17 protein-coding genes are annotated in these 15786 nt (G+C 57.2%); 14 read left to right on the top strand and 3 right to left on the bottom strand.

Features of this window, described 5'->3' with window-relative positions:
• Positions 1–296: 296 nt before the first annotated feature.
• On the top strand, positions 297–476 hold the full coding sequence (locus tag C230_RS0104975; RefSeq protein WP_018130935.1) for a hypothetical protein: 180 nt from the start codon (positions 297–299) through the stop codon (positions 474–476).
• Between the two features lie 213 nt (positions 477–689).
• On the opposite strand, the gene C230_RS0104980 is transcribed toward C230_RS0104975, so the two are convergent.
• Positions 690–1172 carry an acyl-CoA thioesterase gene (locus C230_RS0104980; protein WP_018130936.1) on the bottom strand — a complete coding sequence of 161 codons (483 nt, stop codon included), beginning with the start codon at positions 1170–1172 and terminating at the stop codon, positions 690–692.
• A gap of 283 nt (positions 1173–1455) precedes the next feature.
• Here C230_RS0104980 and C230_RS19485 point away from each other — a divergent pair, with 283 nt between their 5' ends.
• From C230_RS19485 to C230_RS0105010, 6 genes are all read left to right on the top strand, one after another.
• Positions 1456–2625, top strand: coding sequence for an MFS transporter (locus C230_RS19485; RefSeq protein ID WP_018130937.1), 1170 nt, complete (start codon positions 1456–1458; stop codon positions 2623–2625).
• A 33-nt stretch (positions 2626–2658) separates the two neighbouring features.
• Positions 2659–3033 carry a sirohydrochlorin chelatase gene (locus tag C230_RS21225; RefSeq protein ID WP_018130938.1) on the top strand — a complete coding sequence of 125 codons (375 nt, stop codon included), beginning with the start codon at positions 2659–2661 and terminating at the stop codon, positions 3031–3033.
• A 307-nt stretch (positions 3034–3340) separates the two neighbouring features.
• Positions 3341–4123: a GTP-sensing pleiotropic transcriptional regulator CodY gene (gene codY / locus C230_RS0104995; RefSeq protein ID WP_026174145.1), complete on the top strand. Its 783-nt coding sequence runs from the start codon at positions 3341–3343 to the stop codon at positions 4121–4123.
• 169 nt (positions 4124–4292) lie between these two features.
• Positions 4293–5555 (top strand): adenosylhomocysteinase, encoded by a 1263-nt coding sequence (locus tag C230_RS0105000; protein ID WP_018130940.1) that lies wholly within the window; start codon positions 4293–4295, stop codon positions 5553–5555.
• Positions 5556–5628: 73 nt separating this feature from the next.
• Positions 5629–6345 (top strand): gamma-glutamyl-gamma-aminobutyrate hydrolase family protein, encoded by a 717-nt coding sequence (locus C230_RS0105005; protein WP_018130941.1) that lies wholly within the window; start codon positions 5629–5631, stop codon positions 6343–6345.
• 58 nt (positions 6346–6403) lie between these two features.
• Complete coding sequence (locus C230_RS0105010) at positions 6404–7237, top strand: lipid II flippase family protein (RefSeq protein WP_018130942.1); 834 nt, start codon at positions 6404–6406, stop codon at positions 7235–7237.
• 15 nt (positions 7238–7252) lie between these two features.
• Here C230_RS0105010 and C230_RS22905 read toward each other — a convergent pair whose 3' ends face one another.
• A complete protein-coding gene (locus C230_RS22905) occupies positions 7253–7498 on the bottom strand; it encodes a DUF1450 domain-containing protein (protein WP_018130943.1) in 246 nt (81 codons plus the stop codon).
• A 323-nt stretch (positions 7499–7821) separates the two neighbouring features.
• On the opposite strand from C230_RS22905, the gene C230_RS0105020 reads away from it, so the two are divergent.
• On the top strand, positions 7822–8805 hold the full coding sequence (locus tag C230_RS0105020) for a PfkB family carbohydrate kinase (RefSeq protein WP_018130944.1): 984 nt from the start codon (positions 7822–7824) through the stop codon (positions 8803–8805).
• A gap of 105 nt (positions 8806–8910) precedes the next feature.
• Here the strand turns inward: C230_RS0105020 and C230_RS0105025 are convergent, their stop codons facing one another.
• Positions 8911–9198: a DUF3055 domain-containing protein gene (locus C230_RS0105025; RefSeq protein ID WP_018130945.1), complete on the bottom strand. Its 288-nt coding sequence runs from the start codon at positions 9196–9198 to the stop codon at positions 8911–8913.
• A 326-nt stretch (positions 9199–9524) separates the two neighbouring features.
• Between C230_RS0105025 and C230_RS0105030 the strand changes: the two genes are divergently transcribed.
• The 6 genes from C230_RS0105030 (at position 9525) to rimI (ending at position 15783) form a co-directional block, all read left to right on the top strand.
• On the top strand, positions 9525–11729 hold the full coding sequence (locus C230_RS0105030) for a Tex family protein (RefSeq protein ID WP_018130946.1): 2205 nt from the start codon (positions 9525–9527) through the stop codon (positions 11727–11729).
• 137 nt (positions 11730–11866) lie between these two features.
• Positions 11867–12496: a spore coat protein gene (locus tag C230_RS0105035; protein WP_018130947.1), complete on the top strand. Its 630-nt coding sequence runs from the start codon at positions 11867–11869 to the stop codon at positions 12494–12496.
• A 527-nt stretch (positions 12497–13023) separates the two neighbouring features.
• Positions 13024–14034 (top strand): thiamine-phosphate kinase, encoded by a 1011-nt coding sequence (thiL, locus tag C230_RS0105045; protein ID WP_018130949.1) that lies wholly within the window; start codon positions 13024–13026, stop codon positions 14032–14034.
• A gap of 11 nt (positions 14035–14045) precedes the next feature.
• Positions 14046–14513 (top strand): tRNA (adenosine(37)-N6)-threonylcarbamoyltransferase complex ATPase subunit type 1 TsaE, encoded by a 468-nt coding sequence (gene tsaE, locus C230_RS0105050; RefSeq protein WP_018130950.1) that lies wholly within the window; start codon positions 14046–14048, stop codon positions 14511–14513.
• Positions 14501–15304 (top strand): tRNA (adenosine(37)-N6)-threonylcarbamoyltransferase complex dimerization subunit type 1 TsaB, encoded by an 804-nt coding sequence (gene tsaB / locus C230_RS0105055; protein WP_018130951.1) that lies wholly within the window; start codon positions 14501–14503, stop codon positions 15302–15304. The genes tsaE and tsaB overlap by 13 nt, the downstream gene beginning before the upstream one ends.
• Positions 15305–15324: 20 nt before the next feature.
• A complete protein-coding gene (rimI, locus tag C230_RS0105060) occupies positions 15325–15783 on the top strand; it encodes a ribosomal protein S18-alanine N-acetyltransferase (RefSeq protein WP_051074215.1) in 459 nt (152 codons plus the stop codon).
• Positions 15784–15786 lie beyond the last annotated feature (3 nt).

The following is a 15786-nucleotide window of genomic DNA, read 5'->3' on the forward strand; positions in this document are numbered from 1 at the left end:
CAGGAGTTCCTTGGATGCGGGATTGTTGTACTCTACATCAAGTTGTTCAACAACGAACTGCAGGTAGGCTTCATGAGAACGAGCAACGGGAATCATGAACATCACCCAAACCGTCTAGTAGTAGGCAATTAGATGCCTCCATCGCGATTGTTGGGGTGATTTGAAAAAGTCAAGAGGAAAATTTGTTCGCACTCCTGTTTTGGGGGTGAAACAATAAATGGCCCTAGTCAAGAGACTAGAGCCTGTAAGGAAATTTTAATTCCGAGAGTCTTACGATGATCAAGGGGGGTGACAAGATGATCTGTCAGGAATGCGGCAAGGACGGTGCGGCCACGATTACCCACCTGCCTTTGCCTGACGAAGGCAGCAGCGTGGAACTGTTTGAAGCGGAAGTGCTTTGCTCCTCCTGCCTCCACGCCAAGACGGCGGCGTTTGGAATTCTGATGCGAACCTATACCCCCAAGCGCAGCTCCTGAGTTTTCCTCCTGATCCATCAGAAACAATCCGCTTCGCATGTTGTATACACCCATTGTTTGCGATCTGCGTTTTTCCGGCGACTTATAAAAAATGTGGACAAAGCGATCGGCCGGCCGGTTCCGTTGGTTTTGATTTTCAGTTGGAAACGGCCGGTCGCAATTTGTTGGACAAGCGGTTGACCAATCAGCCGCTAACATCCTGCGATCCCGCTTTTAAAAGTCAAACTTTTGCCGCCGCCGTTTGCGCTGGGCAGCCCGTTCTTTCGCCAGTTCATATTGATACTTTTCTTCATCCGTTTCCGGTTGGATCGGCGGCACCTCGACCGGCCGTCCCTGCTCGTCCACCGCCACCATTGTCAGGAACGATACGCCTGTCACGCGTCGTTCCCCTTTTGCGGGGTTTTCCCCTTCGATGGTGACCATCACTTCCATCGACGTCCGGCCCGTCCAGGTGACGGTCGCCCGCAAGATGATCACTTCGCCCAACCGGATGGGAGCCAAAAAGTCGAGGCTGTCAAATGATGCGGTGACGACCGGCTTGCCGCAATGGCGTGACGCGGTGATTGCCGCGATGCGGTCTACATAAGACATCACTTCTCCGCCGAAAATTGTTCCGTGGTTGTTGGTTTGGGCGGGCAGGATGATATCGGTCATTTCGGTACGCGATTCGGATGGAGTTTTCGCTTTGAGTGACATGTGTTTGCTCCTTTCTCTTCCTCCATGCTTGACTTCCTGTTGTATAGTCTACACCAAGATGGCAATAGATCCCACATGAAATCTATACGGCGAGCGAAACGGCGCTGCAGTGTGATGACTGCCAGCGGCAGCAGTATCAAGCTGCAGATCACGCGCATTATGAACACGATGGCCATTCTAATGTTTCGACGACCGCGCGAAAAGTCTTGCGTGTTTCGACTGTTTTCTTCTCAATTTTGCCGATTTCCGTTACAATAGGGGATAGGTTTAAGGAGATGAAATTATGAACCAGACGGCGGCAGCAAAGGTACGAACCGTGACGTACCGGTTTTGCGGCTTTTATTTTTTTCTGTTTTTCGGGTTCGGCGCCCATCTTCCGCTGCTTTCGTTGTATTTGCAGTCCTACGGGCTGTCGGGTGTGCAGATTGGGACGCTGTTTTCCGCCGGCCCGATCGTGTCGATTCTGATGCAGCCGCTCTGGGGGATGCTCAGCGACCGGTTTCAGGCCCACAAAAAGATTCTGGTGCTGACGCTCGGCTTGTCGGCACTGATGGGACCGCTGTTCACAAGCGGCGGTTCCTACGCGGTCTTCCTGTTGCTGTACTTGCTGATGGTCTTGTTTCAAAGCGCGATTGTGCCGATCATTGATGCGATGACATTGTCGCATGTACAGGAAAATGGGGGCGACTACGGCAGTGTGCGGCTGTTCGGCGCACTCGGTTTCGCGATCGCGGTGTGGGTCGCCGGACACATGTCCGGGGCGTACGGGCTGCAGTCGATTTTTTATCTGTATGCGGCGTCGTTTGCCGTTTGCATGGCGATTGCGGCCTCGCTGCCGCATCAGGGGCTGCCGCTGGCGACGAGCATCCGGTCGGGGATTGGACAACTGGTGAGGATCCCGCAGTATATCGTGTTTTTGCTGGCTGCGTTTTTGATATTCGGGCCGATCAATGCGAACAACGCCTATTTTTCTTTGTTCTTTAAGGGGATTGGCGGTGCCGTGGCGGGCGTCGGAATAGCGTTTCTGCTGTTTGCCGGTTCGGAAGCGCCGGTGATGCGGATCGCAGGCAAGGTGGCCAATCGGATCGGCATGCTGCCTACGATTATCCTGGCCGGGATGGTGTCAGGCATCCGCTGGTTCTATTACGCGACGGCGCCTTCACCGCAGATGGTGATCGGTTTGTTCTTTTTGCAAGGCCTCTCGGTCGGGCTGTTTCTGGCAGTGGCGGCCCGTTATATCCGGGAGCAAACGCCGCGGGAAGTGCAGGTTACCGCGCAGGCGATTTACGCATCGGTGGGCAACGGGTTGGGCACGGTGGCGGCCAGCTATGCGGCCGGATGGCTGCTTGATGGGCACGGCATCTTTTCAGTTTATCAATACTTTGCCGTGTCGTCTGTGGCGGGGGCTCTGTTGCTTGGCGGCTTGTGGCTGCGGCAAACATTCCGCGTCTGAGCGGGAGGCGATATACAAGAGGAGGGCTGCGGTATGCAGGGCATTCTGCTGATTGGGCACGGGTCGTCTGTGGCGGAAGCGAATCGGGGGTTGCATCGATTGGCGGAGGAAATCCGCCGCCGCAGGGAAATTGGGGTGGTCGAGGTGGCGTTTTTGAACTTGTGCCCGCCGGACATTCCGACCGCCGTATTGACCTGCGTGAAAAAAGGGGTCACGCATCTCAACGTCATCCCGTATTTTTTGACGGATGGCGTTCTGCTGCGCAAGGCGGAGCGGATCGTGCGCGAAGAAGTGGAAAACTTCCGCGGCATGACGATGAGTTTCGGACGGCCGATCGGAGTGGACAGGCGGATCGTCGGTGTGCTGAAAGACCGCATTCAATCAGCGCTCGCGCAGGGATCGGATTGAAAAAACGGTTCGTTGCGGAGCGGGCGGAATGCAATCGATCCGGAACGGCGAGTCCGGCTGCAGTGGATCCTATACGGGGATCATAAACGTTTTTTCAACATTCACTTGAAATGCAACAGATACAAAGCTATAATCGTGTTGCGAAATTTGCTGATTTGTGTCGAAGCTGTATGTTTTGCGCAGTCTTTTTTAACATTTTGTGAATTTTAGAAGATTCGGAGAAAGGAGCTTGAACTTTTTCGCTTTTTGCAATATTTTATAGATGGATGGGCCGAATTTAAAAAATAGGGAAAAGAAGGTGAAAGAATTGCCTCTCTTGGAGAAAATTCAGGAATTTAACCGTCTGTTACAAAAATCGGCTTTGCAAGGTGTCGATTTTAAAGAGTTGGCCAAGCTGCTCAGCGATATGATCCGCGCAAACGTCTATATTGTCGAAAAGAACGGCAATATCCTCGGATACGGGTTGGCCGAATACGAATTGACACTCGAATGGAACCAGATCATGAACGTGGAAAAACGGTTCCCAGGCGACTTCAACGAAACCCTGCTGAAGTTTGACGAAACGGTGAAGAACCTGCAGGACAAAGAAGCGCTCTACGTCTTCTCGGAAGAAGAGAACGAAGTGTTCAAGAAGAAGAACATCACGATCGTGCCGATCCGCGCAGGCGGACAGCGGTTGGGCACCTTGCTGCTGGCCCGGCTGTACCAGGAATTCACCGATGACGATCTGGTGCTGGCCGAGTACGGAGCAACGGTCGTCGGCATCGAGATCATGCGGGCGCAGCAGGAGGAAATTCAGATCCAGGCCCGCAACCGCGCGGTTGTGTCGATGGCGCTCGAATCGCTGTCGTTTTCCGAACAGGAAGCGATCCACCATATTTTCCAGGAGCTTGAAGGCAATGAAGGGCTGCTAGTTGCGAGCAAGGTGGCGGACCGGGTAGGCATCACCCGTTCGGTGATCGTCAACGCGATCCGCAAGCTTGAATCGGCGGGTGTAATCGAATCCCGTTCGCTCGGCATGAAGGGAACGTACATCAAGGTTCTCAATCCGCTGTTCCTGGAGCAACTGAACAAGCTGCACAGCCGGTAACGGTTTCCGGCCCGGTTCAACGGCAGCTGGCTCAGGCCGGAATTGGCGGTCTGAACCGAAACCGATTTTTTTCAAATGTGAAGGCCGTTCGCGGAGACTTCTCCGGAAGTTTCTGACGGACGGCTGTTTTGTGATATGATGGAGCAGAACGAAAGAAAGGTGGTATCTTATGTCGAGCGCTGCCAACGATTCGCAAATCCGTGATTTGAAATTGGCGCCGCAAGGCAAGCTGAAGATCGATTGGGTGGCTGCCCATATGCCGCTGCTCAACAGCATCAAGGACCAGTTTGCGAAAGACAAACCGTTCAAAGGCAAAAAGATCACGATCTGCCTGCATTTAGAGGCGAAAACCGCCTATCTGGCGAAAGTGGTGCAAGCCGGGGGAGCGGAGGTGGCGGTTGTCGCATCCAATCCGCTGTCGACGCAGGATGACGTTGTCGCCGCATTGGTGGACAGCGGCATCTACGGGTACGCCTGGTACGGGGCGACGATGGAAGAGTACAAGCATCACATTCAGCTGGCGCTCGATTTTCGCCCCGATGCGATTATCGACGACGGGGGAGACCTGGTGTCGACGTTGCATAGCGAGCGGTTGGAGCAGGCGAAGACGATTCTCGGCGGCTGCGAGGAAACGACCACCGGGATTTTGCGGCTGCGGGCGATGGAGAAGGAAGGCAAGCTGCAGTTTCCGATGATGGCGGTCAACGACGCGTATTGCAAGTACCTGTTTGACAACCGGTACGGCACCGGGCAATCGGTCTGGGACGGCATCATGCGGACAACCAACCTGGTGGTAGCCGGCAAAACGGCGGTCGTCGTCGGATACGGCTGGTGCGGCAAGGGAGTCGCGATGCGGGCGAAAGGGCTCGGCGCGAAGGTGGTAGTGACGGAAGTCGATCCGATCAAAGCGGTAGAAGCGGTGATGGACGGGTTTGCAGTGATGCCGATGATCGACGCGGCCCGCATTGGAGATTTCTTCATCACTGTCACGGGCAACAAGGACTGCATCACGGCCGAACATTTCTATGTGATGAAAGATGGCGCCGTGCTCTGCAACGCCGGCCATTTCGACGTCGAGATCAACAAGCAGGATCTGTACGCATTGGCGAAAACGGTGCGGAAAGTGCGCCACAATATCGAAGAGTTCATGTTTGCTGACGGGCGGAAAGTCTACCTGCTGGCGGAAGGCCGTCTCGTCAACCTGGCGGCCGGGGACGGGCATCCGGCGGAAGTGATGGACATGACGTTTGCACTGCAGGCGCTCTCGCTGCGCCATGTGGTGGAAAATCGGGCCGAATTGCAACCGAAGGTGTATTCGGTTCCGGCTCACTTGGATCGATACGTGGCACAACTTCGCCTGAAAACCTGGGGCGTCCAGATCGATGAATTGACGGAGGAGCAAAAACGTTACCTGGACAGTTGGGTTGAGTAGGAGCAGCGGTCAAGCCGGTCGCTGCATAGGATAGGAAAGTGAATCCGGCTCTTGGATGGAGGGATCCGAACGTATGCACCGGCTGATCGGGGTGACAAGCTCTGTTTCTGTGTTGCGTTCCGGCGTGGAAGGAATCTTTGCGGGGGATGATTATACGGCGGCGATTGTGAAAGCGGGCGGATTGCCCGTGGTGCTGCCGATGATCACGGAAGACGATGCGCTTGCGGCGCTGGCCGATCGCTTGCACGGGCTGCTGTTGACAGGCGGCGTCGACCTCGATCCGGCTTACTTCGGCGAACAGCCGATCCCGCAGTTGGGCGAGGTGACTCCCGTCCGGGACGAGATGGAATGGAAGTTGACGAACCTGTTTCTTGCCCGGAACAAGCCGATTTTTGCCATTTGCCGCGGAATGCAGGTGCTGAATGCGGCTGCCGGCGGCAGCTTGTACCAGGACTTGGCGGCCCAGAAACGAGGTGTGCTGCAGCACGCGCAACGGGCGCCGCGCTGGCATGCGTCGCACGAAGTGACGGTTGTGCCGGGCACGAAACTGGCCGAAATCCTGGGAGCGGGCACGATTCGTGTCAACAGTTTTCACCACCAGGCGGTGAGACGGGTGGCGCCAGGATTTGTCGTGTCGGCGACGGCGCTCGACGGAGTGATTGAGGCGTTTGAGAGCACCGGCCATCGATACGTGGTCGGCGTGCAATGGCACCCGGAAAACATGTGGCAGCGCCAGCCGATTTTTCATAAGTTGTTTCAGGCGTTTGTGGACAGTTGCGAAGAAACGTAAAATAGGGAACAAGGGCGCTTTGACCGGCGTCCTTGTTTATGCACGGAGAGTGAAGGCGGTGGAGAGGCTGAACAGCTTGACCGGCGGTCAGGTGGGGACAGGCTATCTGTTGTTTGTCTTTTTGATGATCGCCTTAACCAACTTTTTTGATACAACTGCTTACGCAGCGCGATTGGCCGGTGTTCGGACACAAAAAATCAGCCTTGCGAATTCGTTGTTTGCAATGCTGACATTCGGCTCCCGAACGACAACCGCTTTGTATTTGCCGGCGATTGCGGCGATTGCGCAACGGGCGATCAATCAAGGGTTTGACCCGTTGCATCAACTGCAATTCGTTTTGCTCGGCGCGGCGGTTGGGACTGCAATCGCCATTGTGTTCCTGCCTGCCATCCAGAAGTTTTATGAGTTGGGCATCGATCGAATGGAACAGCAGGGATCGGCACTCAGTACGTTCAAGTCGCTGTTTCTGCACAAGCAAGGCTGGATCGATTTGGCGAAGTGCTGGCGATGGCCGCGCCGGCAGATGTGGAAGGGAATCAGCCTGACAGGCGTTCCGAAGGATATGATCGTATTGAATGCTGTTTTGTACGCATTTTTTACGGTGGGTTCAGTCGCCACATATTATGCCGGTTCGCTGAATCCAGCTGCCGCGTTGACTGCCACCGGACTGTCTCCCGCGATCAACGCGGTCGCCGCTTTTTTGCTGTTGTTTCTGGTTGATCCGCGCGGCGCGATTATCATGGACCAGGGGATTCAGCGGAAGATTCCGTTTGAAATTGTGAAATCTTCGATGGTGTATTTGGCCCTCAGCCGGCTGGTGGGAACGGCCCTGTCGATTCTTGTGTTATATCCGGCGGCGCTGTTTGTGTCATTTTTGGCAAAGTTTATTTGACGAAAAATACCCCCATCAGCCGATGGGGGTTTCGATTGCATTGCGCAGTTTGTCCAACAGCTCCGGCGGCGTGGAAGCCGCTACGATTTCCCGGTCGTCGGCGATGACAAACGGTTTCTTGAAGCATTCCGAACAGTTGCCGAGGCACGCCCAGCGGCGCTGTTCGATGTGCGGGAACTCCCGAGCGATCGTATCGAATACCAAACCGGTGCCGTTGTTTTGCAGATTGCTGAAACAGTATTCCAGTTTGCGAATTGCCATTGAAGTTTCCTCCCAAATTGCATGAACCGTTTTATGCACGACGCCGGAACCAATGCTGCAAGCCGATTCCGGCTGCCGCCAGGAGCAGCAGCGAGCCCCTCCAGCAGGAGGGCGGAGCCCATTCCGGGATAGCCGGCCTGATGGATCCATGTGAGGAACGTCTGCCAAAATGAAGGCAACAAAGGGATTCCTCCTTTTTGCATTGTAACACATGAGTACAAGGTACAAGGGGGCGGACCGATCTATTCCAGAAAAAATCGGGATGCGGCCGACCGGATTTTTTCTTACAATGGAAAGCGATGAAACCATGAGGAGGAGCGGTCATGACGGATGTAGTGTCACTCGGCGAGATGCTGATCGATTTTATGCCGGACCGGCGGGGGAATCTGGCGGATGTGGAGACGTTCCGGAAAGCGCCGGGGGGCGCGCCGGCGAATGTGGCGGTGGCCGTGTCACGGCTTGGCGGACAGGCTGCTTTTATCGGGAAAATGGGACGTGATCCGTTCGGCCGCTTTCTCGTCGAGGTACTGGAACGGGAAGGGATTGACACGCGCGGCGTGGTGCTGACCGATGAAGCGAAAACCGGACTGGCGTTTGTCGCGCTCGATGAGCGGGGCGACCGCAGCTTCCTGTTTTACCGGGATCCGTCGGCCGACATGCTGCTGCGGCAAGCAGATGTCAACGAACAGTTGCTGCGGGAAGGAATCGTGTTTCATTTCGGATCGGTCACACAGGTCCACCCGGAATCGCGGCAAGCGACGGTGACGGCGGCGCAGCGGGCGAGGGAGTTCGGCAAAATCGTCTCGTTCGATGTGAATCTGCGGCTCCATCTCTGGCCGAGCCTGCAGGCGGCGGTGCAGCAAATCAGCGAAACGGTGCCGCTCTGCGACATTCTGAAAGTGTCGGAAGAGGAGATGGAATGGCTGACGGGGACGTCCGATCTGCCGGAAGGCTCGCAGACCTTGCTGCAAAAAGGTCCGCAACTGGTCGTGGTGACATTGGGCGACAAGGGAACGTATTACCGGACGGCCGATTTTGCCGGGCGCGTTCCGGCGTTCCGTGTCCAACCAGTCGATACGACAGGGGCGGGCGATGCGTTTGTCGGCGGGCTGCTGCTGCAGGTGTGCGACCGGGTGAAGGGCCGCTCGCTTGCACAGGTGATCGGCTTTGAAGAGGAGCTGCGGGAAGTGATCCGTTATGCGAATGCGGTGGGCGCGCTGACCGTCACCCGGCCGGGGGCGATTCCCGCTTTGCCGACCAAGCGGGAAGTGTACGATTTTATGTACGCGCACCGGGCGAAGAGGTAGCAGGAATGCACGGGCGCATCGAAAAAACTCGATGATACTGCTATTTCAAAGAGCGGGGGCTGCCCGAACCGACTTATTCGGGTAGCCCCCAGCTTTGTATGCCGATCAGTATTGTTGATGGCGGACAGGGTCGGTCAGCGATTCCTTCAGAAAATTCGACAGATGTTGCGCATCTTCCAGGCTGAGTTTGAACCAGTTCGCCAAATAGTCAATATTCTCAACATCGTCGCCATCCAAGAGTGCGCTTCGATTGGATTGCAGACAGGTCACAATCGTCTTTCCATAGAAGTGTTCGGAATTGGTCAACGTAAAATCAAACCGTTTTCCCCCCGTAATAAACCCGATGTGGCGGGTCCGGGTCGTTTCCACTTCATCGAACAAAATCTCATCCACTCGAATCGCCTCCTTTTGCGAAAAATTTCCGAGCATGCGGATGATGCCGTACTCGAGTACCTTCATCATACTCGATTTGATCAAAAAAATAAAGGGCCAATTTCAAAAAACCAAGACAAAATTTCTGTCGCTGCCATCGAAATGTACATTCATCTATTGGAATACAAACGAATTCTAGAAAAACGGAATGGACAGACTTGGCTGCTCTCCGATTGGATCCACTTCCGTTCGACGCAAGTTCGGTTTCCGCTGTTGCAGCCACTGCTGGAACAACTCGAACGCGGCTCCTGCAGGTGGTACAATGGGGGCAGAACGGAGGGGGTTGGATGGCGATGGAAGAACCGGATTTTGCGCACATCATCGGCGGGGAGCTGAATCTCCGCAAACAACAGGTGGCGGCCGCGATCGCGCTGCTGGATGAAGGCAACACGATTCCGTTTATCGCCCGCTACCGGAAAGAAGCGACCGGTGAACTGGACGAAAATCAGCTTCGTGCGATCCAGGAACGGCTGGCGAGCCTGCGAAACCTGTTCGCCCGGCGGCAGGAAGTGTACCGGCTGATCGAGGAACAAGGGAAGATGACGGACGAATTGGCGGCGGCGATTCAACAGGCGAAAAACCTGACCGAGCTGGAGGATCTGTACCGCCCCTACCGCCCGAAACGGAAGACCCGGGCGTCGGTCGCGCGGGAAAAAGGACTGGAACCTTTGGCGCAATGGCTCGTGCAGGACGGAAAAGGGGACGTTCTGGCGGAAGCTGCCCGCTACATATCGGATGAAACAGGAGTGGCCACGGTGGAAGAGGCGCTGCAAGGGGCACTCGATATCTTCGCTGAGGAAGTGGCGGATGATGCGGAAAACCGCAAACGGGTCCGGGAGCTGACCCTGAAACACGGAACGATCGTCAGCAAGGCGGTCGATCCGTCGGTCGAATCGGTCTACCAAGCCTACTACGAATATGAAGAGCCGCTCGGCAAAGTGCCGCCGCACCGGATCCTGGCGATGAACCGGGGGGAGCGGGAAGAATTTTTGAAGGTGTCGGTGAAAGCGCCCGTGGATGAAATTCTCGCCTACCTGCAAAAAAGGGCGTTGCCGAAGGCGGAGAACAGGCCAAACGCACCGATTGTCCAAACGGACGCGACTCCGTATTTGCTGGAAACGGTGCATGATGCGTACAAGCGGCTGATCGCCCCGGCGGTCGAGCGGGAAGTGCGGGCGATTCTCACCGAAAAAGCGGAAGAACAAGCGATCCGCGTATTTTCCGCCAATCTGCGGCAACTGCTGCTGCAACCGCCGGTGCGAGGCAAGGTGGTGATGGGGATCGACCCCGCCTACCGCACAGGCTGCAAGGTTGCTGTGGTCGACGAGACCGGGAAAGTGCTGGACATTGCGGTCACCTATCCGACTCCGCCGCAGAACAAAACGGCGGAAGCGAAGCGGATCCTGGCGGGACTGATCGAAAAACACGACGTAGACGTGATTGCCATTGGCAACGGTACGGCCTCCCGCGAAACGGAGCAATTCGTCGCCGATCTAATTCGGGAATTGCCGCAGGAAGTGGTTTATGTGATCGTTTCCGAAGCGGGAGCCAGCGTGTATTCCGCATCCAAGCTGGCGGGCGAGGAATTTCCCAACCTGGACGTGGCGGAGCGCAGTGCGATTTCGATTGCCCGCCGCTTGCAGGATCCATTGGCGGAACTGGTGAAAATCGACCCGAAATCGATCGGCGTCGGCCAGTACCAGCACGATGTTTCCCAGAAACGGTTGGAAGAGCAGTTGACGTATGTGGTGGAATCGGCGGTCAACTCGGTCGGGGTCGATCTGAACACCGCTTCCCCGTCGCTTTTGTCCTACGTATCCGGGCTTTCGCCGGCGGTCGCGAAAAGCGTCGTCGCGTACCGCGAGCAAAACGGGAAATTCGAAACCCGCCGCCAACTGTTCGATGTGCCGCGGCTGGGACCGAAAACGTTTGAGCAGGCGGCCGGATTTTTGCGTATCCCAAACGGGGGGTATCCGCTCGATAATACGCCGATTCACCCGGAATCCTACGCGGCTGCCGAGTCCCTGTTGGAAAAATTGGGCTTTACCGTGGAAGCCGTGAACGATCCGGAACAACGTGAACCGCTCATGCGGGCGCTGCAGGGGGTGGATGTGACGGCCGTGGCAGCGGCACTGGGGATCGGCGTTCCGACGCTGCGGGACATCATCGAGGCGCTGCAGAAACCGGGCCGCGACCCGCGGGAGGAATTGCCGCCGCCTGTATTCCGCACCGATGTACTGAAGCTGGAAGATCTGGCGGAAGGCATGATTCTCAAGGGGACTGTCCGGAACGTGGTCGATTTTGGCGCGTTTGTCGATATCGGGCTGAAAAATGACGGGCTGGTACATATCTCCGAACTGTCCGACCGGTTTGTGCGGCATCCGATGGATGTGGTGGCCGTCGGCGATATTGTCGAAGTGCGGGTGAAAAGCATCGACCGCAACAAAGGACGGGTCGGCCTGTCGATGAAAGGGCTGCCGGCTCATAACTAGGGTGTCGGAAGGCTGCCGGGCATTGGTTGGAGACGGCGGGAGGCAGGCACGCGGCGCTCATATTTTCCCTCCGACGTGGTGATACTTTTTATTTGTGGGCCAGTGGCCTGCAAAAAATCACACTGGAGGAGATGGACATGGCAGCAAATCTGGGTGCGCATGAAGTGATGGAACTGCACGAAGTGCTGACCGACGCGATCGACGGGATCAACCAGTTCCAACTGTACCGGCCGCACGTGCAAGATCCGCAGCTGCGGCAAATCCTGGACAAGCAGATCCAGTTCATGACGCAGGAATACAACAGCATCGTGCAGGCGCTGCAGCAGCAGGGTGCAGGCCAGGCGGTTCCTTACCGCACGCCGCGGCAGGCGAACGTGCAATACGGATTGCAGAATCCGGCCACCGTTACGCCGAACGCTTCCGCCAATCAAATGGATGACCGGGATGTCGCGAGCGGCATGCTGGGCTGCCACAAAGCGTCCGCCTGCACCCGAATGGTGGCGGCGCTCGAGTTTGCCAATCCGCAACTGCGCCGGATGGTGCAACAGTCGGCGGTCAACTGCGCGGAGCAGGCATACGAAGTGTGGCAGTACATGAATCAAAAAGGCTATTACCAGGTACCGACGATGCAGCAAACGACCACCAACACGATGCTGCACACCTACGGTGCTGCACCCATGGGCAACATGGGCGGGATGGCTGCCGCCGGCCAGGCGAACCAGCAAATGGCATCCCAACAATCGCCGGCAAACCCGCAATATCAATAAGAGCAGAGGAAACTTGGCTAAAACCGCCCGCCACATCACCAAGCGAAGTGACGCTACGCTTCGTAGCGTACTCCGAGACCCGTGTGCGGGCAACGCCGAGTTGATCGTCCGGTGATCAAAAAATCGGCCTACCGTCGCGTAGGCCGATTTTTGTTGGGGTACGCCCGGGAGAAACGGTTGTCGGCTGCGTTACCGGCTCCCAGGCGCTGATCGCGGACGAGTTGAACAATACGACGGCCATTCTCGCGTCTGCCGCACTGGTCAGCGTCGGGACGGCTGCAGGCATCTTTGGCTCGCAGTGGGATCCACCATGTTCATGTCCACATCGAACCGCTGGAAGAAGGCTGGACAGCCGGAAAAAAAGCGGCGCGATGAATGGCGGTACAGGCTGAACGTTCCGGAGAGGGTTTGCCGGAAGCTTGGAACAGCCGGGATTCCGGGACAGTCGGAACCGCGGAAGTTGCTCGCGCTTTTCCCGGACGGTTATAATGAAAAAATGAACATGCTGGGCTGAAAGGATGACGGGCATGAATCTGCGGGAACTCGGGGAGTTTGGACTGATCGACCGGCTGCGGGCGAAACTGCATCCGGCCGATCGATCGGTGGTGGTCGGTATCGGCGATGATGCGGCCGTTTTGGCTTATGATCCGGCGTCCCATGTGGTGATGACCAGCGACATGCTCGTTGAAGGCGTGCACTTTCGGGAGGACACGATCGATTTTCATTCGCTCGGCTGGAAGTCGATCGCGGCTTCCTTGTCGGATATCGCCGCCATGGGGGGGATTCCGCGGCACGCGGTGGTGTCGCTGGCGGTTCCTTCCGCGTACGAGGTTGCAAAATTGGAACGGCTGTATGAAGGAATCGCGGAGATCTGCCAGCAATACAGCACGCATGTGGTGGGCGGCGACATCGTCAAAACGGACGGGCCGTTGGTGATCTCCGTCACCCTCAACGGTGAGGTGGAGCAGGGGAAAGCGCTGCTTCGTTCCGGCGCGCAGCCGGGAGATCTCGTTTTTGTGACGGGGACGATCGGTGGTTCGGCAGCCGGTCTCGCTCTGCTGGAAAGCGGGCAACAATCGTTGCTGCCGCCGGACGAACAGCTGGCGCTGCTGGCGTTTCACCAACGCCCGATCCCGCAGATTGAGGCTGGCAGGCTCCTTGCCGCCAGCGGGGAGTGCACGTCCTGCAATGATGTGTCGGACGGACTTGCCAGCGAGCTAAACGAAATTGCAGCGGCCAGCGGCGTCGCGATCCGGATCCAAGAACGGCGGCTGCCGATCGCGCCGGCCGTCGCCAATTTTGCCCGCAGGTGCGGCCGAAGCGCCACTGATTGGGCGTTGTACGGGGGCGAGGACTACCAGTTGGTTGGGACGTTCCGTCCGTTGGGCTATGCGGCGCTGGCCGCGGTGTTCGAGATGAGCCGCATCCCGCTTGCGGTGATCGGTCGGGTGACGAACGGGTCGGGCGTTATTCTGGAAAAATCGGCCGGCGGCGAGAGGGAGCTGGCTGCGCGGGGATACAATCATTTTGCCGAATAGGAGGGGCGCGCGTGTTTCGGAGGACGACACATTCGCCGGAGCAGACCCGGGCCGTTGCGGAGCGGCTGGCGCGGCTTTTGCAGGCGGGCGATGTTCTGACTTTGACGGGCGATCTGGGAGCGGGCAAGACGACTTTCACACAGGGGCTGGCGAAAGGATTGGGGGTGGAGGAGCCGGTCAGTTCGCCCACCTTCATGCTGATCCGGGAATATGAGGGGCGGCTTCCGCTCTACCATATGGATGTCTACCGGCTGGGGGAGCAGGCCGGTTCGGAGGATCTCGGGATTGAGGAGTATCTGTACGGGGACGGGGTCTCGGTGATCGAATGGGCAGAATTTGTGCAACCTCTGCTTCCGGACGACTATTTGCAAGTAACCATTCGGAAGACGGGGGAATCGGAACGGCGGATTGAAATCGCCGGGCACGGTGTGCGGTTTGCCCGAATGCTTGAGGAGTTGGACGAAACATGCCCTATTTAGCGGTCGATACAGCGACCCAGACGCTGACGGTGGCGATCGGCGAACGGGACCGGTTGCTGGCGGAAGCGTCTGTCGTCGTCAAGAAAAATCATTCCAACCGGCTAATGCCGCTGATCGAATCGCTCTTGGTCAGCGCCGATTTGACGCCGGAGGACTTGAAAGGCATTGTGGTGGGGCACGGGCCGGGCTCTTATACGGGGGTGCGGATCGGCGTCACCACCGGCAAAATGCTGGCTTGGGCCTTGAAGATCCCGATCGTCGGAGTCTCCAGTCTGGACGGGTTGGCGATGCATTACCGGGATGCCGACTGTTTGGTGTGCCCGCTGTTTGACGCCAGAAGGAAACAGGCGTATTGTGCCGTCTATGGGCGGCGGGAGGTACCGCGTGACGGTGGTGGGGATGTTGCGGCGGACGGGCAAGCCATTTTTGCCAAAATGGAGCCGGACGCCATCCGCAAACTGGAAGATCTGTTCCCGCTGCTGGAGCGGCGGTTGGCGGAGCGCGAGAGTATTGGAAGTTCGCGGAGGGTGCTGTTTTTGGGCGACGGAGCGGACCATTACCGTGACCTCATCGTCGACCGGTTCGGGCAGCAGGCCTGTTTTCCGGCAAGCGGGGCGCGCAAACTGGTACGGGCGGCTCATCTGCTGGAAGCGGGGATCAGGCGAATCGAGGCGGGCGATACGGCTGTGGCGGAGCGGTTTGCACCGCAATACCTGCAACTGGTTGAGGCGGAAGCGAAGCTTTTGGGCATGCAGACGAGCGATGCATGCGGTAAGGATGGTGCCTGTTGAGCAAGATTACCTACCGCCGGATGCAGCTGTCAGACATTGACCGGATTCTGGAGATCGAACGGCAGTCGTTCTCGGCTCCCTGGTCGCGGGCGGCGTTTGAAAGAGAGCTGACGGGCAACCATTTTGCGAAATACATCGTGGTCGAAGTGGACGGACGTGTCGTCGGGCATGCGGGCATGTGGATTATCGTCGATGAAGCGCATATCACCAACATCGCGATCGATCCCGCCTACAGGGGCCGCAAGCTGGGGGAGAATCTGCTGCGGCAGATGATGGCGCTGGCTGTCTGGAACGGCGCCAGGCGGATGACGCTGGAGGTGCGCGTCTCGAACCAAACCGCGCAAAATCTGTACCGCAAACTCGGATTCCGCGGCTGCGGCATCCGTAAAAACTACTATTCGGACAATCAGGAAGACGCGCTGATTATGTGGGCGGAGCTTAACCCGAATCAGCACGCGACGGATTCGATGGAAGGATAAGAT

Origin of the sequence: Effusibacillus pohliae DSM 22757, assembly GCF_000376225.1 — a bacterium.
GTDB classification, from domain to species: Bacteria; Bacillota; Bacilli; order Tumebacillales; family Effusibacillaceae; genus Effusibacillus; species Effusibacillus pohliae.